This is a genomic window from Nocardia sp. NPDC023733 (assembly GCF_040639775.1).
GTDB classification, from domain to species: Bacteria; Actinomycetota; Actinomycetes; order Mycobacteriales; family Mycobacteriaceae; genus Nocardia; species Nocardia rosealba.
The window spans coordinates 153689-178105 of sequence record NZ_JBFAAN010000006.1 but is presented as its reverse complement, the minus strand read 5'-3'; the positions used below and the strand labels follow the sequence as shown (position 1 = coordinate 178105).

The 24417-nt window shown below is 68.7% G+C and carries 22 protein-coding genes; 18 read left to right on the top strand and 4 right to left on the bottom strand.

What is annotated here, in order from left to right; all coding sequences use genetic code 11:
- Positions 1-126: 126 nt before the first annotated feature.
- The 12 genes from hrcA (at position 127) to AB0F86_RS22945 (ending at position 15401) form a co-directional block, all read left to right on the top strand.
- Complete coding sequence (gene hrcA / locus AB0F86_RS23000) at positions 127-1161, top strand: heat-inducible transcriptional repressor HrcA (protein WP_181698380.1); 1035 nt, start codon at positions 127-129, stop codon at positions 1159-1161.
- Between the two features lie 133 nt (positions 1162-1294).
- Positions 1295-2449 carry a molecular chaperone DnaJ gene (dnaJ, locus tag AB0F86_RS22995; RefSeq protein WP_067642316.1) on the top strand — a complete coding sequence of 385 codons (1155 nt, stop codon included), beginning with the start codon at positions 1295-1297 and terminating at the stop codon, positions 2447-2449.
- A 6-nt stretch (positions 2450-2455) separates the two neighbouring features.
- Positions 2456-3196, top strand: a complete 741-nt coding sequence (locus AB0F86_RS22990) for a 16S rRNA (uracil(1498)-N(3))-methyltransferase (RefSeq protein ID WP_181698381.1) — start codon at positions 2456-2458, stop codon at positions 3194-3196.
- Between the two features lie 172 nt (positions 3197-3368).
- A complete protein-coding gene (locus AB0F86_RS22985) occupies positions 3369-4463 on the top strand; it encodes a PhoH family protein (RefSeq protein ID WP_067487115.1) in 1095 nt (364 codons plus the stop codon).
- 110 nt (positions 4464-4573) lie between these two features.
- Positions 4574-5128 carry an rRNA maturation RNase YbeY gene (gene ybeY, locus AB0F86_RS22980; RefSeq protein WP_067486705.1) on the top strand — a complete coding sequence of 185 codons (555 nt, stop codon included), beginning with the start codon at positions 4574-4576 and terminating at the stop codon, positions 5126-5128.
- A gap of 5 nt (positions 5129-5133) precedes the next feature.
- The gene (locus tag AB0F86_RS22975; protein ID WP_356985212.1) at positions 5134-6483 is read left to right on the top strand and encodes a hemolysin family protein; all 1350 of its coding nucleotides are present in this window, start codon (positions 5134-5136) and stop codon (positions 6481-6483) included.
- Positions 6476-6811, top strand: coding sequence for a cytidine deaminase (locus AB0F86_RS22970; RefSeq protein WP_356985124.1), 336 nt, complete (start codon positions 6476-6478; stop codon positions 6809-6811). Before AB0F86_RS22975 ends, AB0F86_RS22970 begins: the two co-directional genes overlap by 8 nt.
- Positions 6804-7709: a GTPase Era gene (gene era / locus AB0F86_RS22965; protein WP_181698384.1), complete on the top strand. Its 906-nt coding sequence runs from the start codon at positions 6804-6806 to the stop codon at positions 7707-7709. Before AB0F86_RS22970 ends, era begins: the two co-directional genes overlap by 8 nt.
- Positions 7710-7800: 91 nt before the next feature.
- Positions 7801-10641 (top strand): ABC transporter substrate-binding protein, encoded by a 2841-nt coding sequence (locus tag AB0F86_RS22960; protein WP_181698385.1) that lies wholly within the window; start codon positions 7801-7803, stop codon positions 10639-10641.
- Positions 10642-10823: 182 nt separating this feature from the next.
- The gene (locus AB0F86_RS22955; protein ID WP_356985123.1) at positions 10824-12467 is read left to right on the top strand and encodes a serine/threonine-protein kinase; all 1644 of its coding nucleotides are present in this window, start codon (positions 10824-10826) and stop codon (positions 12465-12467) included.
- Positions 12454-13668, top strand: coding sequence for a hypothetical protein (locus AB0F86_RS22950; protein WP_356985122.1), 1215 nt, complete (start codon positions 12454-12456; stop codon positions 13666-13668). The genes AB0F86_RS22955 and AB0F86_RS22950 overlap by 14 nt, the downstream gene beginning before the upstream one ends.
- A complete protein-coding gene (locus tag AB0F86_RS22945; protein ID WP_356985121.1) occupies positions 13665-15401 on the top strand; it encodes a serine/threonine-protein kinase in 1737 nt (578 codons plus the stop codon). Before AB0F86_RS22950 ends, AB0F86_RS22945 begins: the two co-directional genes overlap by 4 nt.
- A gap of 1 nt (position 15402) precedes the next feature.
- Here AB0F86_RS22945 and AB0F86_RS22940 read toward each other — a convergent pair whose 3' ends face one another.
- Positions 15403-16827 carry an amidase gene (locus AB0F86_RS22940; protein WP_356985120.1) on the bottom strand — a complete coding sequence of 475 codons (1425 nt, stop codon included), beginning with the start codon at positions 16825-16827 and terminating at the stop codon, positions 15403-15405.
- A 148-nt stretch (positions 16828-16975) separates the two neighbouring features.
- Between AB0F86_RS22940 and AB0F86_RS22935 the strand changes: the two genes are divergently transcribed.
- The 5 genes from AB0F86_RS22935 to AB0F86_RS22915 all read left to right on the top strand — a co-directional run bounded on the left by AB0F86_RS22935 (position 16976) and on the right by AB0F86_RS22915 (position 20627).
- Entirely contained in the window at positions 16976-17842 is an 867-nt protein-coding gene (locus AB0F86_RS22935) for an alpha/beta hydrolase (RefSeq protein WP_356985119.1), read from the top strand.
- Positions 17829-18431 (top strand): TetR/AcrR family transcriptional regulator, encoded by a 603-nt coding sequence (locus tag AB0F86_RS22930; protein WP_225281067.1) that lies wholly within the window; start codon positions 17829-17831, stop codon positions 18429-18431. The genes AB0F86_RS22935 and AB0F86_RS22930 overlap by 14 nt, the downstream gene beginning before the upstream one ends.
- A 65-nt stretch (positions 18432-18496) precedes the next feature.
- Positions 18497-19267: a DNA repair protein RecO gene (recO, locus tag AB0F86_RS22925; protein ID WP_067486735.1), complete on the top strand. Its 771-nt coding sequence runs from the start codon at positions 18497-18499 to the stop codon at positions 19265-19267.
- A gap of 119 nt (positions 19268-19386) precedes the next feature.
- Positions 19387-20199 (top strand): isoprenyl transferase, encoded by an 813-nt coding sequence (locus AB0F86_RS22920; RefSeq protein ID WP_067486738.1) that lies wholly within the window; start codon positions 19387-19389, stop codon positions 20197-20199.
- 74 nt (positions 20200-20273) lie between these two features.
- Positions 20274-20627 (top strand): hypothetical protein, encoded by a 354-nt coding sequence (locus AB0F86_RS22915; RefSeq protein WP_243749936.1) that lies wholly within the window; start codon positions 20274-20276, stop codon positions 20625-20627.
- Between the two features lie 3 nt (positions 20628-20630).
- On the opposite strand, the gene AB0F86_RS22910 is transcribed toward AB0F86_RS22915, so the two are convergent.
- Together AB0F86_RS22910 and AB0F86_RS22905 are read right to left on the bottom strand one after the other, a co-directional pair.
- Complete coding sequence (locus AB0F86_RS22910; protein ID WP_225281068.1) at positions 20631-21374, bottom strand: hypothetical protein; 744 nt, start codon at positions 21372-21374, stop codon at positions 20631-20633.
- A gap of 117 nt (positions 21375-21491) precedes the next feature.
- Positions 21492-22094, bottom strand: coding sequence for a TetR/AcrR family transcriptional regulator (locus AB0F86_RS22905; protein WP_181698393.1), 603 nt, complete (start codon positions 22092-22094; stop codon positions 21492-21494).
- 102 nt (positions 22095-22196) lie between these two features.
- Here AB0F86_RS22905 and AB0F86_RS22900 point away from each other — a divergent pair, with 102 nt between their 5' ends.
- Positions 22197-23162, top strand: a complete 966-nt coding sequence (locus AB0F86_RS22900) for a hypothetical protein (protein WP_356985118.1) — start codon at positions 22197-22199, stop codon at positions 23160-23162.
- A 93-nt stretch (positions 23163-23255) separates the two neighbouring features.
- Here AB0F86_RS22900 and AB0F86_RS22895 read toward each other — a convergent pair whose 3' ends face one another.
- Positions 23256-24362: a Fic family protein gene (locus tag AB0F86_RS22895; protein ID WP_356985117.1), complete on the bottom strand. Its 1107-nt coding sequence runs from the start codon at positions 24360-24362 to the stop codon at positions 23256-23258.
- Positions 24363-24417: the final 55 nt, after the last annotated feature.

Below are 24417 nucleotides of genomic sequence, written 5' to 3'. Positions count from 1 at the left end.
ACCGGAGAACGAGACAATTTAGACTGGACTGCAAGACGCCCCGAGCGCCCGCGTGCGAGTCTGTGCCCAGCACTACAAACAACGCGGGCCGACGACGTACCCGGCACGAGCGAGGAGGTGGGGTCGATGGCTTCGAGCACCGAAGATCGGCGATTCGAGGTCCTGCGAGCGATTGTCGCGGACTACGTCGCCACCAAGGAACCGATCGGCTCGAAGTCGCTGGTCGAACGGCACAATCTCGGAGTGTCCAGCGCCACCGTCCGTAACGACATGGCGGTCCTGGAAGCGGAGGGGTACATCACCCAGCCGCACACGAGTTCCGGGCGCGTGCCGACCGACAAGGGCTACCGCGAATTCGTCGACCGGATCGCCGAGGTGAAGCCGCTCTCGGGCGCCGAACGCCGCGCGATCATGGAATTCCTCGAATCCGGCGTGGATCTCGACGACGTGTTGCGCCGAGGAGTGCGACTGCTGGCTCAGCTCACCCGCCAGGTCGCCGTCGTGCAGTACCCGACGGTGTCGGCGTCGACCGTGCGCCACATCGAGGTCGTCGCGCTCAATCCCGCCCGCCTGTTACTGGTCGTCATCACCGACACCGGTCGCGTCGATCAGCGCATCGTCGACCTCGGCGCGGTGATCTCCGAGGACGACCTCGCCGCCGTGCGCGGCCTGCTCGGCGGCGCGATGGACGGCAAACTGCTCTCGGTGGCCAGCGCGTCGGTGGCCGGACTGCCCGAACGCGCGCCGGCCAAGATCCGCGATGTGCTGATCCGGGTGTCGACCGTGCTGGTGGAAACCCTGGTCGAGCACCCGGAGGAGCGTTTGGTGCTCGGCGGCACCGCCAACCTCACTCGCAATGTTGCCGACTTCGGTTTCCCCGGCTCGCTGCGCACCGTGCTCGAGGCGCTCGAGGAACAGGTCATCGTGCTGAAGCTGCTGGCGGCCGCCCAGCAGCCGGGTCAGGTGACCGTGCAGATCGGCGAGGAGACCCAGGTCGAGCAGATGCGCGGCACCTCCGTGGTGTCCACCGGATACGGCGCGGCGGGCGCGGTGCTGGGCGGTATGGGCGTGCTCGGCCCGACCCGGATGGACTATCCCGGCACCATGGCGTCGGTGGCGACCGTTGCCCGCTATATCGGCGAGGTCCTGGCCGAAAGGTGACCGCCGGGTCGGCGGCGACCGTGCGGGCACTGTTATGGTCGGTACTTCGACCGGGGTAAAGTTGAGTCGAACAGACTAAAGGATGCGCCCGGCGTTCGGCTGGACCACAGCGACCAAGGACTAGAGAACTCAAGTGGCACGGGATTACTACGGACTGCTCGGCGTCGGCAAGAATGCCACCGACCAGGAGCTCAAGCGCGCGTACCGCAAACTCGCCCGCGAACTGCACCCCGACGTGAACCCGGACGAGGCCGCGCAGGCCAAGTTCAAGGAAGTGTCCACCGCCTACGAGGTGCTGACCGACCCGGAGAAGCGCCGGATCGTCGACCTCGGCGGTGACCCGCTCGAAAACGGCGGCGGCGGTGCGGGATTCAGCGGTGCCGGGTTCGGCGGTCTCGGTGATGTGTTCGAGGCGTTCTTCGGCGGGATGAGCGGCCAGGGCGGCGGTGCGCGCAAGCCGCGCGGCCGCGTGCAGCCCGGCGCCGACTCGCTGATCCGCACCAGGCTGAGCCTGGCCGAGTGCGCGGTGGGCGTCACCAAGCACCTCACCGTCGATACCGCCATCCTCTGCGACCTCTGCCACGGCGCGGGCACCAACGGCAACTCCAAGCCGGTGCGCTGCGAAACCTGTGGCGGCGCGGGCGAAGTGCAGTCGGTACAGCGCTCGTTCCTCGGCCAGGTGCTCACCTCACGTCCCTGCCCGACCTGTCGCGGCGCGGGCGAGGTCATCCCCGACCCCTGCACCAAGTGTGGTGGCGACGGCCGCGTGCGTGCGCGCCGCGAGATCGCCGCGCCGATCCCGGCCGGTGTCGCCAACGGCATGCGGGTGCGCTTGGCCGCCCAGGGTGAGGTCGGCCCCGGTGGTGGCCACGCGGGCGACCTTTATGTCGAGGTCGTCGAGCAGCCGCACGACACGTTCGTCCGCGACGGCGACGACCTGCACTGCACCGTTCGGGTCCCGATGGTCGACGCGATCCTCGGCACCACCGTGGTCGTCGACACCATCCTCGACGGGCCGACCGAACTCACTATCGGCCCGGGCACCCAGCCGGGTGAGGTCATCCACCTGCGCGGACACGGCATGCCCCGGTTGCGTTCGGGCGCGCGCGGCGACCTGCTGGCCCACCTCGACATCGTGGTGCCGACCAAGCTCGACGGCAAGCAGACCGAGCTGCTGCGCAAGTTCAAGGGCATGCGTGACAAGGATCGCGCCGAGGTGATGTCGTCGCAGTCTGAGCACAACAGCGGCCTGTTCGCCCGGTTGCGCGCCTCGTTCAGCGGTCGCTGAGGCCCGATGGCCGCCACGGTCTTCTACCTCGACGACATTCCCGAGCCGGGCGCTGTCGCGGTGCTCGACGGCCCGGAGGGCAGGCACGCCGCGACGGTGCGCCGGACCCGGGTGGGCGAGCTCATCACCCTGTCCGACGGACACGGTGTGCTCGCCGATTCCGAGGTGATCGCGGCGGCCAAGGACCGCCTCGAGCTCACGGTGCGCAACCGCAGGCTGGCCGAACCGGTCATTCCACAGGTCACCGTGGTGCAGGCATTGCCGAAATCGGATCGTTCCGAGCTGGCCGTCGAGTTGATGACCGAGGCGGGCGCCGACCTGATCGTGCCCTGGCAGGCCGCGCGCTGCGTCGCCAACTGGGAGGCCAAGGCCGCCAAGGGCATCGAGAAGTGGCGGGCAGCGGCGAAATCCGCGGCTCGGCAGTCGCGCCGCGCCTACATTCCCGAGGTCGCCGGCCTGCACCGCACCCGTGACCTGCTCGAACTGGTGCGGGCGGCGAAGGCCGACGGCGCGGTGGTTGCCGCTCTGCACGAGTCGGGCACCGGCAAGTTCACCGAGCTTCCGCTCGCACAGAGCAGGGAAGTGGTTCTCATCGTCGGCCCGGAAGGCGGCTTGGACGACGCCGAACTGGCCGCTCTAGCCGACGCGGGCGCCGAGATCGTGCTGCTCGGTCCGACCGTCCTGCGCACATCCACCGCCGCCGCGGTCGCGCTCGGCGCCCTCGGAGCGTTGACCGAGCGCTGGTGAGACACGCGAAATCGCGCCGTGGGGGTACCCCGGCCGGGTAGGGACGGGTCCTCTACCACGTCCTGATTTTTAACCGCTGTGCGGTGTCGGTGGGCGGCGGTAAACTGGTCTCATCGAACACCAGGTCGAGACCGGAAGCAGGCTATAGCCACTTTTGAAGAACACAGGCGAGATCGGCGATCCCACCCTCCCCGTCCCAGGCGTCGGCACCGACGGCAACGGAGCATCCCCGGCGGCGCGAACCGTGCGTTCCAGCATCGAACTCGCCCCCGAATCCGTTTTCCCCTTCCTCGGCTCGGCCGACCAGAACCTCCGTCAGCTCGAGCAGTTGCTTCCGGCCGACATCCACGTGCGCGGTAGCACCGTCACCATCACCGGCAAGGCCGCCGATGTGGCCCTGGCCGAACGCGTCGTCGAGCAGCTGGTCGCGCTGACCGGCCGCAACCGGGTGATCACACCCGAGGCGGTCCGGCACACCGTGTCCATGCTCACCGACGCGGGCGTGTCCGAATCGCCCGCCGAGGTGCTGAGCCTGGACATCCTGTCGCGGCGTGGCAAGACCATCCGGCCCAAGACGCTGAACCAGAAGCGCTACGTCGACGCGATCGACGTGAACACCATCGTGTTCGGCATCGGCCCGGCCGGTACCGGCAAGACGTATCTGGCGATGGCCAAGGCGGTGCAGGCCCTGCAGACCAAGCAGGTCACCCGCATCATCCTGACCAGGCCCGCGGTCGAGGCCGGTGAGCGTCTCGGCTTCCTGCCCGGCACGCTCAACGACAAGATCGACCCGTATCTGCGTCCGCTCTACGACGCCCTGCACGACATGATGGATCCGGAAGCCATCCCGAAGCTGCTGGCCTCCGGTGTCATCGAGGTCGCGCCGCTGGCGTACATGCGTGGTCGCAGCCTCAACGATTCGTTCATCATTCTCGACGAGGCACAGAACACCACGGCCGAGCAGATGAAGATGTTCCTCACCCGTCTTGGCTTCGGCTCGAAGATGGTGGTCACCGGCGACATCTCGCAGGTCGACCTGCCCAACGGGCAACGTTCGGGTCTGCGGGCGGCCTCGGAGATCCTCACCGATATCGACGACATCCACTTCTCGGAACTCACCAGCTCCGATGTGGTGCGTCACCGGCTGGTCTCCGACATCGTCGACGCCTACGACCGCTTCGAATCCGAGACCCGCGCGGTTCCCGCCCCGCACTACCCGGGCAACCGGGCCCAGCGCCGGGCAGCGGGCCGGGCGGATCGCCGGTAGTCACCAGCCACACGCTGCGACGATGCCCATCGATACGACGCGGCGTACTCGGTACGTCGCGTCGTAGGGCGGTGCACAGGACTCGGTCCATCGGCCCGTACCCTGAACACGTGAGCATCGAGATCGCCAACGAATCGGGTATGGACATCCCCGAAGAAGACCTGGTCAGCGTCGCCCGTTTCGTGATCGGACGGATGGACGTGCATCCGGCCGCCGAACTGTCGATGGTGCTCGTGGATCTCGATACCATGGCCGACCTGCACGTGCGCTGGATGGACCTGCCCGGCCCCACCGATGTGATGTCGTTCCCGATGGACGAACTCGAGCCAGGCGGTCGCCCCGACAGCCCCGAGCCCGGCCCGTCCATGCTCGGCGACATCGTGCTGTGCCCGGAATTCGCCATGGGCCAGGCGCAGAAGGCCGGTCATTCACTCGACCACGAGCTGGCCCTGCTCACCGTGCACGGCGTGCTCCACCTGCTCGGCTACGACCATGCCGAGCCGGAGGAGGAGAAGGAGATGTTCGCGCTGCAGGCCCAGCTGCTCGAGGAGTGGTACCAGAGCCTGCGCGAAGAACAGCTGCGCGCCGAACTGGCCGAACGTGACGCCCGCCTGCTCGGTAAGGCAGGGTTCACCGCACCGGGTGACGCACTGGGCCCCGCGTGACCTCGATGGTGCAGATCCTGCTCGCCATCGGGCTGATCGGCCTGGGTGGTGTGTTCGCAGGAGTCGACTCGGCCCTCAATACCGTCTCGCGCGCACGGCTAGACGACATGGTCCGCGAGGAACGGCCCGGCGCCGCGCGCTTGCGCACGATCGTCGACGATCGTCCGCGCTACGTGAATCTGATGGTGCTGCTGCGCATTCTGTGCGAGATCAGTGCCACCGTGCTCTTGGCCGCCGCGATGCTGGAACTGTGGAGCCCGACGACGGCGCTGCTGGTCGCCGCCGCCTCGATGGTCGTCGTCTCGTATGTCGTTATCGGGGTCGGCCCCCGCACCCTCGGACGCCAGCACGCCTACTCGATCGCGCTGGCCGCGGCAGTCCCGATGCAGATCATCGGTGCCGTGCTGAGCCCGGTGAGCCGGCTGCTCATCCTGCTCGGTAACGCCATCACTCCTGGTAAAGGGTTCCGCAACGGTCCGTTCGCGTCGGAGATCGAGCTGCGCGAGGTGGTCGACATGGCCCGCGAGCGCGGCGTGGTCGCCGACGACGAACGCCGCATGATCCAGTCGGTCTTCGAACTCGGCGACACCGCCGCCCGCGCGGTGATGGTGCCGCGCACCGAGATGGTGTGGATCGAAAACGACAAGACCGCCGCCCAGGCGATGTCGCTCGCGGTGCGCTCCGGGCATTCGCGAATCCCGGTGATCGGCGAGAACGTCGACGACGTGCTCGGTGTGGTCTACCTGAAAGACCTTGTGCCCTATGCCGATCGCGCCCGCAAGGTGACGGTGCGCGAGGTGATGCGCCCGGCGGTGTTCATCCCTGATTCCAAACCGCTCGACGCGCTGCTCGACGAGATGCAGCGCCGCCGCAACCACATGGCCCTGCTGGTCGACGAATACGGCGGCATCGCCGGGCTGGTCACCATCGAGGACGTGCTCGAGGAGATCGTCGGTGAGATCGCCGACGAGTACGACACCGACGAGACCCCACCGGTGGAGGACCTCGGCGAGGGCCGCTACCGCGTGTCGGCCCGCTTGTCGGTGGAGGACCTCGGCGAGCTGTACGGCCTCGACATCGAGGACGAGGACGTGGACACCGTCGGTGGCCTGCTCGCCCACGAACTGGGCCGCGTCCCGCTGCCGGGTTCCAAGGTGACCGTGCACGGCCTGGTGCTGCGCGGCGAGGGTGGCGCCGACGCGCGCGGGCGGATGCGGGTGAACACCGTGCTGGTGCGCCGCGCGGCCGACAAAGAGAAGAAGACAGACAAGGCCCGCAAGGGCAAGCCCGACGAGGCGCAGGCCGAGACCGATCCGGTGACAGTGCCCGCAGACAATGGAGAGACCGATGAGTGAACTCGACGCAGAGGACAACAAACTGCTGGTACTGGCGCGCGGCGCGCTCGGCCGTACCGGTGGCGTGAGTGGCGCGGCGGTGCGTGACACCGACGGCCGCACCTACGCCGCGGGCGAGGTGAACCTCGCGGCACTCCGCCTTACCGCGTTGCAGGCCGCGGTGGCCGCCGCGATCTCCAGTGGCGCCGAGGGTTTCGAGGCGGCTGTGGTGGTCGGCGCGAGCGGGGCGGACGCGGGCATCGCGGCAGTGCACGAGGTGTCGCCCGGTGCGACGGTGATCCACACCGACCGTTCGGGTGCCGTGCTGAGCGAGGTGCGCGGTGGCTGACACCGAATTCCGTTCCGGCTTCGTCTGTTTCGTCGGCCGCCCCAACACCGGCAAGTCGACGCTGACCAATGCCATGGTCGGGTCGAAGATCGCGATCACCTCTTCGCGTCCGCAGACCACCCGGCACACCATTCGCGGCATCGTGCATCGCGAGCACGCCCAGCTGATCCTGGTCGACACCCCCGGTCTGCACCGTCCGCGCACCCTGCTCGGTCAGCGTCTCAACGATCTGGTGCGCGACACCTACTCCGAGGTCGACGTGATCGCGCTGTGCATCCCGGCCGACGAGAAGATCGGTCCCGGCGACCGCTGGATCGTCGAGCAGATCAAGCAGATGGCGCCCAAGACCACCGTGATCGGGGTGGTCACCAAGATCGACAAGGTGGGTCGCGACGAGATCGCCCACCAGCTGATGGCGCTGTCGAAGCTGCTCGGCCCCGAGAGCGAGGTCGTTCCGGTCTCGGCGGTGAAGGGCGAACAGGTCGAGGTGCTCATCGACGTGATCGCCTCGAAGATGCCCGAGGGACCGGCGTTCTACCCTGACGGCGAGATCACCGACGAGCCCGAGGAAACCCTCATGGCCGAGCTGATCCGCGAGGCCGCGCTCGAGGGTGTGCGCGACGAACTGCCGCATTCGCTGGCCGTGGTGATCGAGGAGATCGAGCCCTACGAGGCCAACGAGGACATGCTCGAGGTGCATGCCCTGCTGTATGTGGAACGGCCGAGCCAGAAGGCGATCGTCATCGGCAAGAACGGTTCTCGCCTCAAGGAGGTGGGTACCAATGCCCGCAAGCAGATCGAGCACATCCTCGGTACACGCATCTACCTGAATCTGCACGTGAAGGTGGCCAAGGACTGGCAGCGCGACCCCAAACAGCTGGGGAAGCTGGGTTTTTGACCGTTTGCGTGTCGGCGGTTCGGGGTATCGTTCGGCGAACACGTCGATTGTGATCGGCGTTGTTCGCTGATCACCCCGGGGAGGCTTGGACGTGCCCGATGCCAACGATGTCGGCAAGCTGCTGGAGCTGCTGCGGGCACTGGAGATCCCCGACACGCGCCCCCGCGTGTGGCGCACGTTGGTGCACGGCAGGCGCACCCTGCCGCGCCCGATCGTGGAGATGGTCGGGTTGCAGGGCCACTCCGCGCTGGTCGCCGATCTCTACGGCTGGCTTGGGGAGTCGGGCGGTCGGCGGGCCGCTCCGCGCGCCAAGATCGACCTGCACGCCGCCGATCTGCCGCCCACCCGGCTGAGCCCGGATGTCAACGCGTTCAACGCCGGTCCGCACGCCGACGACCAGGAGATCCCGGACCACTGTCTGCCGATCATCCAGCACCTGATCGCCGGTTTCGCCACCGACGACACCGCGATGGGTGCCATCAAGTTCCCGCGCTACCGCACCGCGGACTGGCTGACCAGGCAGCGCGTCACCGCCGACGAATCCGAGGCGCCCGACGAACTGCGCAGGCGTCTGCCGAGACTGCTCCGTAGTGGTTCGTCCGCCAACCGTGCCGACGCCACCGAAGGCGCAGCGGGCGGCATGATTTCGAGCGTGGTCTTCGCTGTGCTGGCCCTGTGGCCGGTGCTGCGCCTGTGGTTGTGGGTGTCGGGCCGCATTCCCGGCATGTCGAAGGTGACCCGCTGGTTCCTGCATCAGCGCTATCTCGCACCCGAATTGTCGGGCAGTTTCCTTGGTTTCGCCGCCCGGCTCACCGCCTCGCACCGGGTGGACGAGAACGAGGAACAGGTCGCCAAACTCCTGATCCACGCCTTCCTGGAGGACCTGCGCGACGCGTATCGCCGCCGCATCTGGCGGCCGTCGAGCTGGCGGCGCACCGCCTACCCGGTTGCCCTGCTGGGTGGTCTCAGCGAGGGCGGTGACGGTGCGCGCATCCTCACTTGGATCAACGAGATCCGCAACGAGACCGGCCTTTTCGATCCCCTGGTGGTTGTCGCCTTCCGTGACGAAGGGCCGACGCGTGAGGTGGGGGAGCTGTCCAACATCAGCGATCTGCGCACCCTGCGCACGCTGGAAAGTCTCGCCGATCAGCCGACCGCGCAGCCACCCGACCCGCTGCAGACCTGGATCAGGGAGATCGACAGCAGGCGCACACACCGCCAGGCCGACGCCTGGTTCCTGCCGCTGCGCGCGCTGATACCGCCGGATTCCACACCGCGCGTGGGTGATCCGCGTTTCCGTGGGCAGTCGTTACCGCCCGCCCCGCCGATGGCCTCGCGCAGCTGGTTCGTCGGTTTGTGTGTGCTGATCCCGATCGTGCTCGCGGTGGCCGCCGCGCTCGTGTACTTCCCGCCACTGCGCGGCGCCTCGTGCTCGCACTGGCCGTGGACGGGCGGGGTGAGTGTCAGCATGGTCGACGGCGAATGCGTCGGCTACAGCGACAACGTCGCCCAGACCTTCGCCGACGATCCGGAACTGTCGGCCATGCAGCGCGAGGTGTTCCGCCTGAACGAGGCGGCCGTCAGTGCGCGCGAGAGCAACCCGAATCGGCCGCTGATCTCGCTGGTGTACTTCGCCGGGCTGAGTTATGTCGACACGAATGTGCGCTACCCGCACGCGCAGGTGGAGGAGCTGGCGGGGCTCGCGGTGCAGCAGCGCCGTGCCTTGCTCGCCTCCGACGAGTCGGAGCCGTTGCTGCGGATCATCATCGCCAACGGTGGTTCGGATATGCGCCATGCCCGGTGGGTGGTCGAGAACCGGCTGCGCCCGCTCGTCACCGACGACCCGAGCGTGCTCGGCGTGGTCGGCATCGACCGCAGCACCGACGAAACCCGCAAGGCCATCACGCGATTGGGTGAGCTGGGTGTGCCCGCGGTGGCGACCACCCTGTCGGCCGACGGTCTGGAGCAGGCATCACCGCTGTATTTCCAAGCGGCGCCGAGCAATTCGGTCCAGGCCCGGTTGGTCGCCGACTACATGCAGGGCGCGCGCGCCGCCGACGGCACCCCGCGCTACGACAAAGTCACCATCTACCACCCCGAGGCACCCGACGACCTGTACGTGACGACCCTGGTCGAGGATCTGCAGAAGGAGCTCACCGAACGTGGTGTGACGCACCGGAGTACGAGCTGGCGCGCGCAGCAGGAGCTCTACGGTCTGCCCGCACCGTGCGAGGCGGAGTCCTTCGATCGGCGCGAACTGCTCTTCTTCGCGGGCCGCAACGACGACTTCCCGACCTTCGCCAAGGCCCTCAGTCGCGGTTGTATCAGCGGTGACGGACCGGCGCTGCTCGGCAACGACGCGGTGACGAGGCTGATCACCGATCCGCGTGCGACCATCGCCCTTCCGGCCAACCTGACGGTGCGCTACGTGGCCAAGGCGGCGCCGGTGATGCTCGGCGGTGCCGACTGCGTGAAGGGCGTCGGCAAACTCGGTGACCGGCCGGTGCCGTTCGAACACGAACAGTTGTGCGCCGAGCTCGCCGGTCTCATCGAGGACCTGCGCGCCTATCCGGACATGGCCGAATACCAGCCGACCTGGGCGGGGGACAGGACCGGGCTCGCCTTCGATGTGAGCGGGCTGTTCCTGCAGGCGGTACGCGCCAGCCGTGGCGTGCTCGGCGACCAGCCGCCGAACCGCACGGCGATCGCGGTGCAGTTGCGTGAGGCCGACTATCGCGGTGTCACCGGCACATTGGGCTTCTCCACCAAGCGGGTCGCCGACGGGTCGTCGATCGCGGTGCTCGTCACCACCGCGGTGGGCGGGGGTGGGCCGCAGCGCTGCCTGATGATGTTCCCCCGCCAACCCGGCCAAGACGGGTGCCCGTCCGGAACCAAGAGCGATCTCGAAAGCTGGCGCGAACCGGGCCGGTAGCCCGTTCGCACCCGGAATTGCTGGACCGCGCAGCCTGATCCGTGCTGTTATAGTCGCTCGGGCATGGTCGGGAACCGTCGATTTCCGGGGGCTGACCTGGTGCGGGCCGACCATTGCGGTCCTCGCGCCTGTTCTCTGCCGGAAGGGTCCCGGCAGTGTGGTGAACGTGGGAGACCAGGCGGGTGAGTATTGCCGAGGGCGCGGAGTTCGCCGGCTATCTGATCGAGCGGAAGCTTGGCTCCGGTGGCATGGGCACCGTGTATTTGGCGCGGCACCCGCGTCTGCCCCGCCACGACGCGATCAAGATCCTCGCCGACGACCACGCCGAGGACGCGGAGTACCGGGCGCGGTTCCTGCGCGAAGCCGAATTCGCCGCCGGGCTGCAGCATCCGAATCTGGTCGCGGTGCGCGATCGCGGCGAAACCGACGGCAAGCTCTGGATCGCCACCCAGTACGTCGCGGGTTCCGACGCCGCCGACCTGATCCGGCGCGCTCCCGGCGGGCTCGACCCGGCGCGCGCGGTGCACATCATCGGTGAAACGGCCCGCGGCCTCGACGAGGTGCATCGTGCGGGACTGCTGCACCGCGACGTGAAACCGGCCAATATCCTCGTTGCCGAAGAGGCGGGCCTGCCCGACCGGGTGCTGATCACCGACTTCGGTATCGCCCGGCACGCCGAGGACACCGCGACGCTGTCGGCCGGTGGCGGCTTCACCGCGACGCTGTCTTATGTCGCGCCCGAACAATTGGGCGGTGACCACGTCGATCGCCGTGCCGACGTCTACGCCCTCGGCTGCTCGCTGTTCCAATTGCTCACCGGCACAGTTCCGTTCCCCCGGCAGACGCCCGCCGCGGTGATGTATGCCCACCTGCACGAACCGCCGCCGCGGCCGTCCGCGTTGCGCCGCGAGCTTCCGGCGGGCTTCGACGCGGTGATCGCGCGGGCGCTGGCCAAAGACCCGGCGCAGCGGTTCGATTCATGTGGTGCGCTGGCCGCCGCGGCGCGCGAGGCGATGAACGGGTCCGTGCCCGCACAGTCGGCACCACAGGTGCTCAGCCCTGCGGCACCCGCCTCCGCCGCTGTCCCGAACTCGGTGCATCCGTCCACCCCGTCTCCGCAGTACATGGCGGGAGTCGCTGCGGCAGTGCCGGATCCACGAGCGCGCTTCGTCCACGAAGACCCGTTCACAGCGGTGCTGCTACCACGGCGCACCCCGTTCGCCCGGCTCGTCCGCCGCCGTGGTTTCCTCATCGCGGCAGCGGCGGTGCTCATGATCGGCGTCGTTACCGCCGCGATGCTCGGGACCGGTGGCGGCACCGAGTCGCCGAGCGCGCAGGCGACTACCTCGCCGCCGCCCCTACCCCCGGCGACCGCGTGGGGCGCCTACAGCTTCATCGCCGACCTGTTTCCCGACCTGCTGCCCGCCTTTCAGCTCGGCGTCGGATACCAGGAGTTGACGGCCTGCTACATGATCAACGACAACGGCGACCATGTTCCGACCGACACACTCGCGCCTTTCGCGCGTATGCGCTGTGAAGGCAACCGCGACCCGGCGGTGTCGGTCACCATCGAATGCAAGACCGACCGCTCGCTGATGTCACCGCCGCCGAGCACGGACACGGTGGAGGGCAGCGAACAGTGGCGGCGTGCGTCCGGGACCGGAAATCTGCACTGGGGCAGGAACACCGATGTGGACGGGAATCTCCTCGGCAACCTGTCGATCTACTTCGATGATCCCGCCCGGTCGTTCTGCCGGATCAGGGTCGTCGGCGGCGCCAACGGCGCCGAACTGCGCGAAAGGTGGTGGGCCGATGCGCCGCTGTGATTCCCGCGCCGCCCGCGGTCTGCTCGGTGCCGTCCTGTTGACCGCCGCGGTGACCGGCTGCCGGGTAACCGGGACGGCAGAGCCGGTCCGGGTCGACCTCGCCACCTTGGATTATGGGCACTACCAGCATGTTCCGCTGCAGGCGCCGCCGGGAACCGAATACTCGGGCCGGGTGATCGAGTCGCTGCGGATCGGCGAGGTCATGGTCAATCCGGCCGAAGCCGATTCCGCGCTGTCGGTCCCGCCCTCCAGATGGGATGCTGTTCCGCTGCCGACTCCGGCGAAGGTGTCGGGTGTGCTGTCCGACCAGGCACGTGCCGTGCTCGCCGAGCACGGCATGCTCGCCGGTTTCGTCGTCGGCGGGACCGACACGGCCCGCACCCGGCAGCTGACCGTGCTGGCCCTTCGCATGCCGAACGCGGCTGCGGCGACCGCGGCGGCGGCCGACCTCGATGCAGGCGACGCAGCGGTCAGCGCCGACAACGTCGCGGTGCCGATCCCGAAATATCCTGCGGCCAAGGCGCATTGGCGACCGACCGTGGCGAGCATGGCGGCCACCATCGCACACGGCGCGTTCGTGGTGAGCGTGTACGCCGTGCACACCACCCCCGATGCCGCGGCGCTGACCACTCTGATCGGCGCGGCGTTCGACGCGCAATTGCCCGAACTCGACCGCTTCGTGCCGACGCAGCCCGAGCGGTTCGCCGACCTGCCGATCGACGGTGAGGGCATGCTGGCCCGGATGGTGCCGGAGAAGGTGGGGCGTTGGTCGGCGCCCGCGGTGTTGCTGGTCGACGCGGACAACATCGCCGGCGGGAAGGGCATGCTGCACGCCAGGGGTGTGGTGTACGGCCCCAACGCGACCTTTCTGATGAGTTCACGCCAGCATCGGAGCGCCGCGAATGCCCTGGCGTTGATGGGCTTCGACGGACTCAAACGCTACTTCGACGCCACCGAGGCGCGCCAGGCCTACGAGCGCGGCGCCACGGATTGGGCGGCGGACCTGCGACCGCTGCCCGGTCCCGCGGGTATCGAGGACATCCGGTGCGGCGACTCCGGCGCGTCCGATAGCGAGCCGGAGGTTCGCTATGTGTGCGCACTGCTGCACGGCCGCTATATCGCCACTGTCTTCGCGCCGACCGAGCAGCAGATCCGGCAGAAGTCGGCTGCCCAGTACAGCCTGCTAGAGCTGGCCGAATGACCGCGCAGTTGCGCCCGGGTTCGATCTTCGCCGGGTATGTGATCGAGCGAGTGCTCGGCAGTGGTGGCATGGGCACCGTCTACGCCGCGCGTCATCCGCGACTCCCACGCTGGGATGCGCTCAAAGTGCTCGGTGACGCCCACAGCACCTCCGCCGAATTCCGGGCCCGGTTCGTCCGGGAGGCCGAACTGGCGGCCCGGATCGACCATCCGAATGTGGTTGCGGTCCACGATCGCGGGGTGGACCAGGGCGTGCTGTGGATCGCGATGCAGTATGTGGCAGGCACTGATGCCGCTTCCGTACTGCGCAATGGCCTGCCCGATCCGCGGCTGGCATTGCACATCGTCACCTACGCCGCCGCCGGTCTGGACGCGGCCCACCGCGCCGGACTGCTGCACCGCGACGTCAAGCCCGCCAACTTGATGCTGGAATCGCGTGCGGGCGAGCCGGACCGGGTGCTGGTCGCCGATTTCGGCATCGCCAAATCCGGCGCCGACGGCACCGCACTGACCGAGTCCGGCGCTTTCCTGGCCACCCTCGCCTACGCCGCGCCGGAACTGATCCGGCTCGACTCCGTCGATCACCGCGCCGACCAGTACTCGCTGGGCTGCACGCTGTATGAGCTGCTCACCGGCCGCAAGCCGTTCCCCCGGGACACGCCCGCCGCCGTCATCAACGCCCACCTGACCGCGCCGCCGCCCCGGCCCACCGAGCTGAATCCGCATCTACCACCCGCCGTCGACGCGGTGATCGCCCGCGCGCTGGCCAAGAACCCCGACGACCGCTACGCAAGCTGTGGCGCCCTCGCCGCGGCCGCGTCCGCGGCATTCGGCACGCCGGTGCCTCCGGCGGCGCGCGCCGGGCAGCCCGAGGCGTTGCTGCCGCGGAATCCACCGGTCGGACAGCTCGGCGCGTCACCGGGCGTCGGCGTGTCCAGTGGTGCGCCAGGAGTTTCGCGCGGCGTGCCGGCAATGCCGGGCGGATCGCCGGGTACACAGGGCGCTTCGCACGGCGCACGCAGCGTGCAGGGGCGTGCGCCGGAGACTCCGGGAGGAGTACACACACAGGCTATTTCGCACGGTGCACAGCAGGGGTGGGTTTCCGGCGGCGGCTTGACCGTCGACCGACCGCGCAGGCGGCGGTCGCTGGTGGCCGGAGCGGCCGTCGTGGTCACCGTCGCCGCGCTCGCCGTGGGGATCGTCGCGCTGAACCGGGACGACGCGAGGACCCCCGAGATCGCTGCGACATCGGCGGCCCCGACGACGGCCGCCGAATCACCATGGAAGGCCCATGAATACATCGTGCGCGCGTTTCCCGAGCTGCTCCCGAAGACTCCGTTCACCAGTGGGTATCAGGGCACCCGGTGCGCCGCGATCGACAAGAACTACGACCCCGTACCGCTGGACCAACTCGGTGACATGGGCACCCTCAGCTGCAACGGCGATCGCGCTCCGGTCGAGCGGATGACGGTGGCCTGCAAAGGCAATCGCGCACCGGGCACCGCCGGTAAGTTCGACGACGCCTTCGCGACCAGGGAAGAGTTGTGGGAGCGGCCGCCGGGCCGGGGGCGGATCGTCATCCAGGACATCCCCGGCCGCGTTCCCGGTACCGTCGCCGGCGCGCTGAGCATCCAATTCGACGACACCGCCCGCAACTTCTGCCTGATCGTCGTTCTCGGCGGGACGGACGGCACCGACCTCTACAACCGCTGGTGGGTGAACGCCCCGCTCTGACTCACCACCACGGTGCCGGCCGGTGGCGCTCCCAGTGCAGGACCGATTCGAGCTGCGCCGCGACAGAGATGAGCAGGGGCTCGGTGTTCGCGGTGCCCATCAGTTGCGCGCCGATCGGTAGCCCGGTCTCGGTGAAGCCCGCCGGCACGTTCACACTCGGCCAGCCGAGGACGTTCCACGGCCACGTATACGGGCAGGCGCCGGTGATGAGCGCATTGGTCGAGCTCACGCCGATGCCGTCGATGTCCTCGGCGCGAGGTGCGGGAGTAGCGGTGGTGGGCGCGAGCACCAGGTCGTAGTCGTGGAAGAAGCCGCCGATCCGCTTGTGCAGCAATGGTTCCAGGCGGCGGGCGGCGAACAGTGCCGGACCGTCGAGCAGTCGTCCGATGCGTGCGTTGACGGTGGTTCGTGGGTCGACGACGGCGCCGGGCATCGCACGATGCACTCGGCTGATCCCGGCCATCGAGCGCGGCAGGAACGACGCGCCGACCAGCAGACCGTAGTGCAGATCGGCAACGGTCACCGTGTGCCCGAGCCCGCGCAGGGTATCCGCCATCGCGTGCACGGCGGCCGCGATCTCGGGATCGAGTGCGGTCTTGGTCGCGGTGAACGGAATGTTCAGCGACACAGCGATTCTCAGCTTGCCAGGGTCGCGGCCGACGGCGGCGCGCGCGTCGATCGGGGCGGGGGTGTGCAGGTCGCCGTCGTGCGCACCGGCGGCCACGTCGAGCAGCAGGGCCGCGTCGGCCACTGTGCGCGCCAGCGGTCCGTTGACGGTGAGCCCGTGGAACGCCTCCGGCAGCGGCCAGGTGGAGATCCGGCCGCGTTGCGGTTTGATGCCGACCAGATTTGTCCACGCCGCCGGGATCCGCACCGAACCAGCGCCGTCGGAACCCAATGCGGCAGGGACCATTCCGGCCGCGACCGCTGCCGCCGAGCCGCCCGAGGAGCCACCCGGCGTACGGGTGCGGTCCCACGGATTGCGGGTGTGCCCGAAGGCCGCGCCGCTGGTGAACGGCAGCTGGCCGAGTTCGCACGTGTTGGCCTTGCCGACGATCACCGCACCCGCCGCACGCAACCGGCGCACCGATTCGGCGTCCTCGGTGGCGGTAGGGAACTCGCCGCCGCATCCGAAGGCGGTGGGCTCACCGGCCACATCGGTGTCGTCCTTGACCGCGACCGGTACCCCCAGCAGCGGTAACCGGACACCGGCGGCCAGCCGCGCGTCGGCCTCGGCGGCCTCGCGCAGGGCAGCCGCCCGACGCACCACCCGGAAGGCATTGAGCGTCGGCTGCGACGCCTCGATGCGGTCGAGTGCGTCGGTGACGGTGGCGACCGAACTGGTCGTGCCGCCGGTCAGGGCCGAGGCGAGTTCGGCGAGGCCGAGGTCGGCCGGTGGCGGCGCGATGCGGTCGGGCGCGGACATGTGAACTCCGTCTCTGCAGGTAGTCGACTCGACGCTATCCCTCAACTGGTCACTCGTCCACATACCCTAGGTGGATATTCCAGCCTAGACATACATACGGTATGTATGTGATAGTGGTGAGGCCAAGCTTTCGATCGGGGAGGACCCCATGGGAATCAGCTCAGCACTCGGCCCGGCGCACGACCTCACGCTGTCGTCGGGCCGCATCCGCTATCACGACACCGGAACAGGATCGCCGGTCGTCTTCGTCCACGGCCTGCTCGTCAACGCCGATCTGTGGCGCGGTGTCGTTCCCGGCCTCGTCGCGGCCGGACATCGCTGCCTCACACCCGACTGGCCGCTCGGCTCGCATTCGATTCCGATGCCCGACGCCGACCTCACACCCGTCGGCCTGGCCGACCTGATCGCGGAGTTCCTCGACGCGCTCGACCTCACCGACGTCACGATCGTCGCCAACGACACCGGCGGCGCGCTCACCCAGATCCTGATGACCCGCCACCCGGAGCGGATCGGCCGCGTCGTCCTCGCCGCCGTCGACTGCTACGAGGTCTTCCCGCCGCAGCCCTTCACGACCCTGGTCCGCCTGACGAAGATCCCCGGCGCCATCGCCGCGTTGCTCGCCCCGTTGCGCTGGCGGCCCGCACAGCGACTGCCGCTCGCCTTCGGCTGGGTGACCAAACACGCACTGCCTCAACCGATCGCGGAGTCTTACCTCGGTCCAGCCCGGCGCGACGCAGCGATCAGAGCGGACCTGCGTCGCTTTGCCGCTGGCGTGGACGCCCGGCACACCATGGCCGCCGCCCAACGATTCGCCGAGGTCGACCTGCCGGTCCTCGTCGTCTGGTCCACCGAGGACAAGCTGTTCCCGATGTCGCTGGCCCATCGGCTGGTCGCCGACCTGCCGCAGGCGAGCCTGCGTACCGTCGGCGATTCCTACACCTTCCTGCCCGAGGACCAGCCGGAGTTGCTCGCCGAACTGATCGTGGAGTTCACTCGGCTGCATGCAGCGCCGTAGTCAGGAGGACCGCTCCCGCACCACCCGCGCCGCGCTCGAGCGGGCAGGCCGTGACCTGTTCGCCGAACGCGGCTTCGCCGGTACCTCCGCCGAGCAACTGGTGGCGGCCGCCGGCGTCACCCGCGGTGCCCTGCACCACCACTACGGCGACAAGCGCGGGCTGTTCCTCGCGGTGCTCGAACAGATCGAGACCGAGGCCACGGCAGAGATCGCGAGCGCGATCGACGCGGTCGACCCCGGTGACGTCGTCGCGGGCATGACGGCCGGTCTGGCCTGTTTCCTCGATATCTGCGGTCGCCCGGAGATGGTGCGCATCGTCCTGATGGACGCCCCTACGGTCCTGGGCTGGCCCGACTTTCGTGAGTTCGAGTCCCGGCACGGGCTCGGCCTGATCACCGCCGAACTCCAGCGCGCCGTCGATTCCGGCATCGTCCCCGCTGTCCCGGTCCCGGTGCTCGCGCAGCTGCTGCTCAGCGCGATCACCGAAGCCTCGCTCATCGTCGCGCACGCCGAGGACCCCGACCGCGCCCGCGCCGAAACCCAGCAGTCGCTGCTGTTGCTCATCACCGGTCTGCTCAGGCCGAGCTGACCGCAGGGCGAGGAGTCCGCCGTGTCCGTGGACGCGGTGTCGGGGCGACGTGGAAGACTGGGCGCGTGCGGTTGTATCGGGACGAGGCGGTGGTGGTCCGTCAGCACAAGCTGGGCGAGGCCGATCGCATCGTCACGCTGCTGACCAGGCAACACGGGCTGGTGCGCGCCGTCGCCAAGGGTGTGCGGCGGACCAAGTCGAAGTTCGGTGCCCGGCTCGAGCCGTTCGCCTACATCGACGTGCAGTTGCACCCGGGCCGCACCCTCGACATCGTCACCCAGGTCACCACCGTCGAAGCGTTCGCCGCCGACATCATCGACGACTACGGCCGCTACACCACCGCCTGCGCGATCCTCGAGACCGCCGAGCGTCTCGCCGGTGAGGAACGCGCTCCCGCCCCGAAACTGCACGCGCTCACCGCGAGCGCTTTGCGTGCCATCGCCGCGAAACAGCGGCCCCACGAGCTGATCCTCGACGCATACCTGTTGCGCGCCATGGGTTTCGCCGGTTGGGCACCCGCGCTCGACGAATGCGCCCGCTGCGCCACCCCCGGCCCGCACCGCGCCTTCCACGTCGCCGCCGGTGGCGCGGTGTGCGTGCACTGCCGCCCACCCGGCGCGAGCACACCCGCCGCAGGCGTGCTCGACCTGCTCGTCGCACTGCTGAAGGGGGAGTGGGCCTACATCGCGGAGGTTCCCGACAATGTGCGCCGCCAGGCCAGCGGTCTGGTCGCCGCCCATCTGCAGTGGCATCTCGAACGCCAGCTGCGCACCCTGCCGCTGATCGAGCGCAGTCGTGTCGAACCCGGCGCCGCGACGGCCGGTCGCGCGGGCTGAGAGTCGGAGCGCGTGCGGGGCTCGGTGAGGGATCGGGCATCGACGGGGGAGCCCGTGTTGTCGTGCGGTCCGGCCGCGATGTCGGAGCCCGTGCGGAGTGCAGCGGGGGATCAGGCAGGATGGAGGCCGTGATCCTCCGTCGTGATCCCGCCGCTGGGAGCAGCTCGACCCGCACCGTCCGTCCGCCGTCGCAGCACCCCTCCGGTGCCCGCCCGCCGGCCATTCCGCCGGAGCTGGTGCCCAACCACGTCGCGCTGGTGATGGACGGCAACGGACGCTGGGCTCAAGAGCGTGGTCTGCCGCGCACCGCGGGCCACGAACGCGGCGAGGCCGTGCTCATGGATGCGGTCGAGGGTTCCATCGAGATCGGCGTGAAGTGGCTGTCTGCCTACGCCTTCTCCACCGAGAACTGGCGCCGCAGCCCCGACGAGGTCCGCTTCCTCATGGGCTTCAACCGCGACGTGATCCGCCGCCGCCGCGACGAGATGCACGAGATGGGTGTGCGGGTCCGCTGGGCCGGGCGCCGACCGCGCCTGTGGCGCAGCGTCATCAAGGAACTCGAGGTGGCCGAGGAACTCACCAAGGACAACGACGTGATGACGCTGACCATGTGCGTCAACTACGGCGGTCGCGCCGAAATCGCCGACGCCGCACGCGAAATCGCGCGCCGGGTGGCGGCGGGCGAGATCGACCCCGAGAAGGTCGACGAGTCGACCGTCGCCCGCTACCTCGACGAGCCGGACATGCCCGATGTGGACCTGTTCCTTCGCCCGTCGGGTGAGTTCCGCAGCTCCAACTTCCTCATCTGGCAGGCCGCATACGCCGAATTCGTTTACCAGGACACGCTTTTCCCCGACTTCGACCGGCGTAACCTGTGGGCCGCGTGCCTGGAATACGCCAAGCGCGACCGCCGTTTCGGTGGAACCAAATGAGCGACGGAGCCGACATGGACGCCACGGTCACCCCCGAACTGGACCTGCAGGCGCGCACCGGCGCCTGCCTGCAGATGCAGGACATCGACGTGCGCGTGGACGCCGACGGTTCGCTCGGTTTCGAGTACGACGGCGCGCTGTCGTCGATCCGCGCTGTCACCCTGGCGCCCGGCCTCACGGTCCTGTCGATGACGTGTGTGCTGGCCTGGGACCGACCGCTCAAGCCGCAACTGCACAAGCGGGTTGCCGAACGCAATGCCGAGATCCAGTTCGGTTCGGTCACCCTGATCTCGCGCGGCAAGCTGGCCGACATCATCCTGCGCTACACGTTCCCGGCCGAGGGCCTCGACGATCAGGCCCTCACCACCATGCTGCTGCTCACGCTGTCCGGCGCGAGCAAGGCCAGGCAGGGTCTGCTCGCGCCGTAGTCGCTAGCTGCTCGGCTTCCAGGTGATCTTGCCGCCCTGGAAGTCCTGGGCCTTGCCGCCCTGGTAGTCGTATTCGTCGCTGGTCGGGTAGCCGTAGCGGCCGTTCTCGCCGCCCGCGCGGATCCAGTCGGCCTGGATGCTGCCCCATACCGCGTGCGCGCCGGTGGTCGAGGACCAGTAGATGGCGCCGGTGGGGAACATGGTGAACTGGCCGTCGGCCTTGCCCGCCTTGGCCACATCGGTGAGCGGGAAGCCGAGCGGGCTGGACTCCCAGCCCAGGGCCGCCCACTTGTCCTTGATCGGGCCGCTGATCTGGTGCGCGCCGGTGCCGACGGACCAGTAGATCGAGCCGCGTTGGAAGTGGTTGAACCGGCCGTTGCCCGCCGGGGTGGACAGTTCGCGGGTCACCGGGTAGCCGAGTGTCCCCGACTCGTTGCCGAGGGCCGCGTACTTGTCGCGGATCTGCCCCGCGACGGTGTTGGCGTTGGTGTCGGGGTGCCAGTAGATCGCCGCGTTGTTGGCGAAGGTCTGGTACTTGCCGCCCGCCGCCGCGTCGGCCTCCGGGCCGGTGGGGTCGCCGAGCGCGGCACCGCCCACCTGGTCGTATTCGGTTTCGATCGCACCGCCCACCTCGAATGCGCCGATCGTCCTCGCCTGTGCCGTCCCGGCGGCGGCAGCGGCTGCCACGGTGACGGCGGCCAGGACGGTCAGGCCGCGTGTGCGAAGCGTTCGTCGGTGTAGTGCCACAGGAAACTCCCTGGTCGGATCGATATCGGCGATGTCCGGCGCACGGGACCCCCTCCGGTGCCGCCCCCGAACCTACCCCGAACGCGCCGGTCTCAACAGTGAGGTTCCTGACAACAGCTACGGTCGCGGCCCGGGAAGCATCACGTCGACGCCGCGCGCGAAGTCCTCTGGCGTCACGTCGTCGAGCAGCAGATGCTGGAGGATGAAACCCGGTAGGAGGCCGATCAGTGTCTTGGCGAGGGCGTCGACATCGGTGTCGGCAGGGACCCAGCCGAGCTCACGCATCCTGGTCGCGTACTCGACCCACAAATCCCGCATCCCCGCGATCGACTCGCGCACCGGGATCGCGGCGGCGTCGGGCTGGACCATCGCCAGCGCCCACACCTGCGGTGCGAGCCGCAATGGTCCGTCCGGACCGCTGCGCGCGACGATCTCGCCGGTGAGCATGCGGACCACCTCGGCCGGGGTCGGCGGTTTCTCTGCCCTGATCTTGTTGGCGAGCAGCTCGCGCAGGGGTCCGAGCGTGCGGGCGACGAGCGCCCAGATGATCTGGTCCTTGCTCGCGAAATACCGGTAGACAGCGCCCGCCGACATCCCCGATTCGGTGAAGACGTCCTGCATGGACGTCTCGTGGAAGCCCTTGCGGGCGAAGCACAGTTGCGCGGCATCGAGGATCTGCTGCCTGCGGCGTTCCAGGTGTTCTTCGCTGACTCGGGGCATGCCTAAAAGTAAAACGAATACTCGTTCTTGACAAGCGCGCGAGGGCGGTGTCATCGTTGAACCAACAAAAAGAACGAACATTCGCTTTTAGGGAGAAATGCCATGACGATCACCCGCCGAGCGGTCGGTCTCGGGCTAGCGGCCACCCTGCTGCAGGCTTTGATGCTGATTGCATTCGCCTGGCCCGCTGTCAATCTCGCCCCCCGCGACCTCCCGATCGCCGTCGCAGGCCCGCAGGCCGCGCAGGTCGGCCAGCAGCTGCAGCAGCGCAGCCCCGGCGCTTTCGAGGTCACCACCCTCGCCGACGCGGACGCCGCCCGCACCGCCCTCGCCGACCGCGAGGTCTACGGCGCGATCGTCACCGGTGGCGGCGCACCCCAGGTGCTCGTCGCCTCCGCCGCGTCACCGGCCGTCGCCCAGCAGCTCACCGCGCTGGCCCAGCAGTTCGGCGGCGCCACTTCCGTCCCGGTCCAAGACGTGATCGCCTCGGATCCCGACGACCCGCGCGGCGCGGGCTTCGGCGCGATGGTGCTCCCGCTGGTCATGTCCGGCATCGCCGCGGGCGTCCTGCTGACCCTGGTGGTCCCCACCCTCGGTGCCCGCCTGGCGGGTCTTGCCACCTTCGGCATCGTCGGCGGCCTCCTCAGCGCCCTGATCTTCCACACCTGGCTCTCGATCGTCCCCGGCTCCTACCCGACCTTCGCCGCCATCGCCGCCCTTGCCTCCTTCGCCGTAGCCGCGACCATCGTCGGCCTCGCCGCCACCATCGGCCGCGCAGGCATCGGCCTCGGCGCCCTCCTCATGCTCCTCATCGGCAACCCCTTCTCCGCCGCCACCTCCGCCCCCGAACTCCTCCCGCAGCCCTGGGGCACCCTCGGCCAGCTCCTCCCGCCCGGCGCCGCCGCCACCCTGATGCGCTCGATCGCCTACTTCGACGGCGCGGGAGCCACCTTCCCCCTCGTCATCCTCCTCACCTGGGCCATCGCCGGAATCGCCCTCCTCGGTCTGGGCGCCCTCCGCACCCGCCAGCCCCACCTCACCGAATCCCACCAGCCCGTTCCCGCCTGACCCCGAACCAAAGATGCTCCGCGCGAACACTTTCGCGTGGAGCATCTTTTGTGCAGGCGTGTGGAGTGCCCTGGCAATCTGCCGCCGGTCCGGCTATGAGAGTTCGTATGAGGTGCTTCGGCCGCTCGACGGGGAGCGATGCAGGATTCCGTAGTCGATCAGTTCGTTGATGTCGCGGAGGGCGGAGGCTTGGGAAGTTTTGGTGATGATCGCCCATTTACGAGAGGTGAGTTTCCCGTCGAAACCGTCGAGTATGCGGTTGAGCATGGCGATCTGGCGGACGTTCAGGGGGGTGCTGTGCCATGTGCGCCAGAAGGTGGCCTTCGCGAGCGCGGCGTCGATTGTTTTGTCCGCCTGGATGATCGACTGATGGAGGGCGTCGAGAAACCACGAGAGCCAGCCGGTCACGTCGAGGCTTCCGCGCTGGGTCTTTTCGAGGACGGAGTAGTAGTTCTCGCGGTCGCGTTGGATCTGGGCCGAGAGGCTGTAGAAGCGGCGGGGGCTGGATTCGGACCTGGCGAGGGCGAGGTCGCCTATGGCACGGGCGATTCGGCCGTTTCCATCATCGAACGGGTGGATGGTGACGAACCACAGGTGCGCGAGTCCGGCTTTCAGGATCGCGGGTTCGGCCGTGTCCGCATCGAGCCATTCCAGGAATCGGCGCATATCGGTATCGATGCGGGTTGCCGGTGGCGCTTCGAAGTGGACGCGCTGTTTGCCGTACGGTCCGGAGATCACCTCCATCGGGCCGGTTTCGTCGGTGCGCCAGTCGCCGACGCGGATCCGTGAAATGCCCGAATATCCGGTGGGGAAGAGCCCCGCGTGCCAGCCGAACAGTCGCTCGGCGGTCACGGGTTGTTCGTAGTAGCGAGTGGCATCGAGGATCATGTCGACGACACCGTCGACCTTGCGGTCCGACTGAGCGGCGGCACCGATGTCCACACCGAGTCTGCGTGCGATGGACGACCGAACCGACACCGCATCGAGTAACTCGCCCTCGATGGCGCTCGACTTCACCACGTCGGCGGTGAGGGCCTCGAGCCCAGCACGTTCCTGTGTCAGGTCGTCGGTCTCCGCGAGGCGACCGTGCAGGCGACCTTGAGCGAGCGCGACGACCGCTGTCGGCTTGGCCAGCAGTGCAACGTCGTACGTGAGGCGGGGCCAATCCGCCGCCTCCCAGATGTACGTACTGCCTGCCATGCAGCGATTCTACGCCTATTCGCTGCAAAATATGAAGCGAATAGGCTGTGTAATC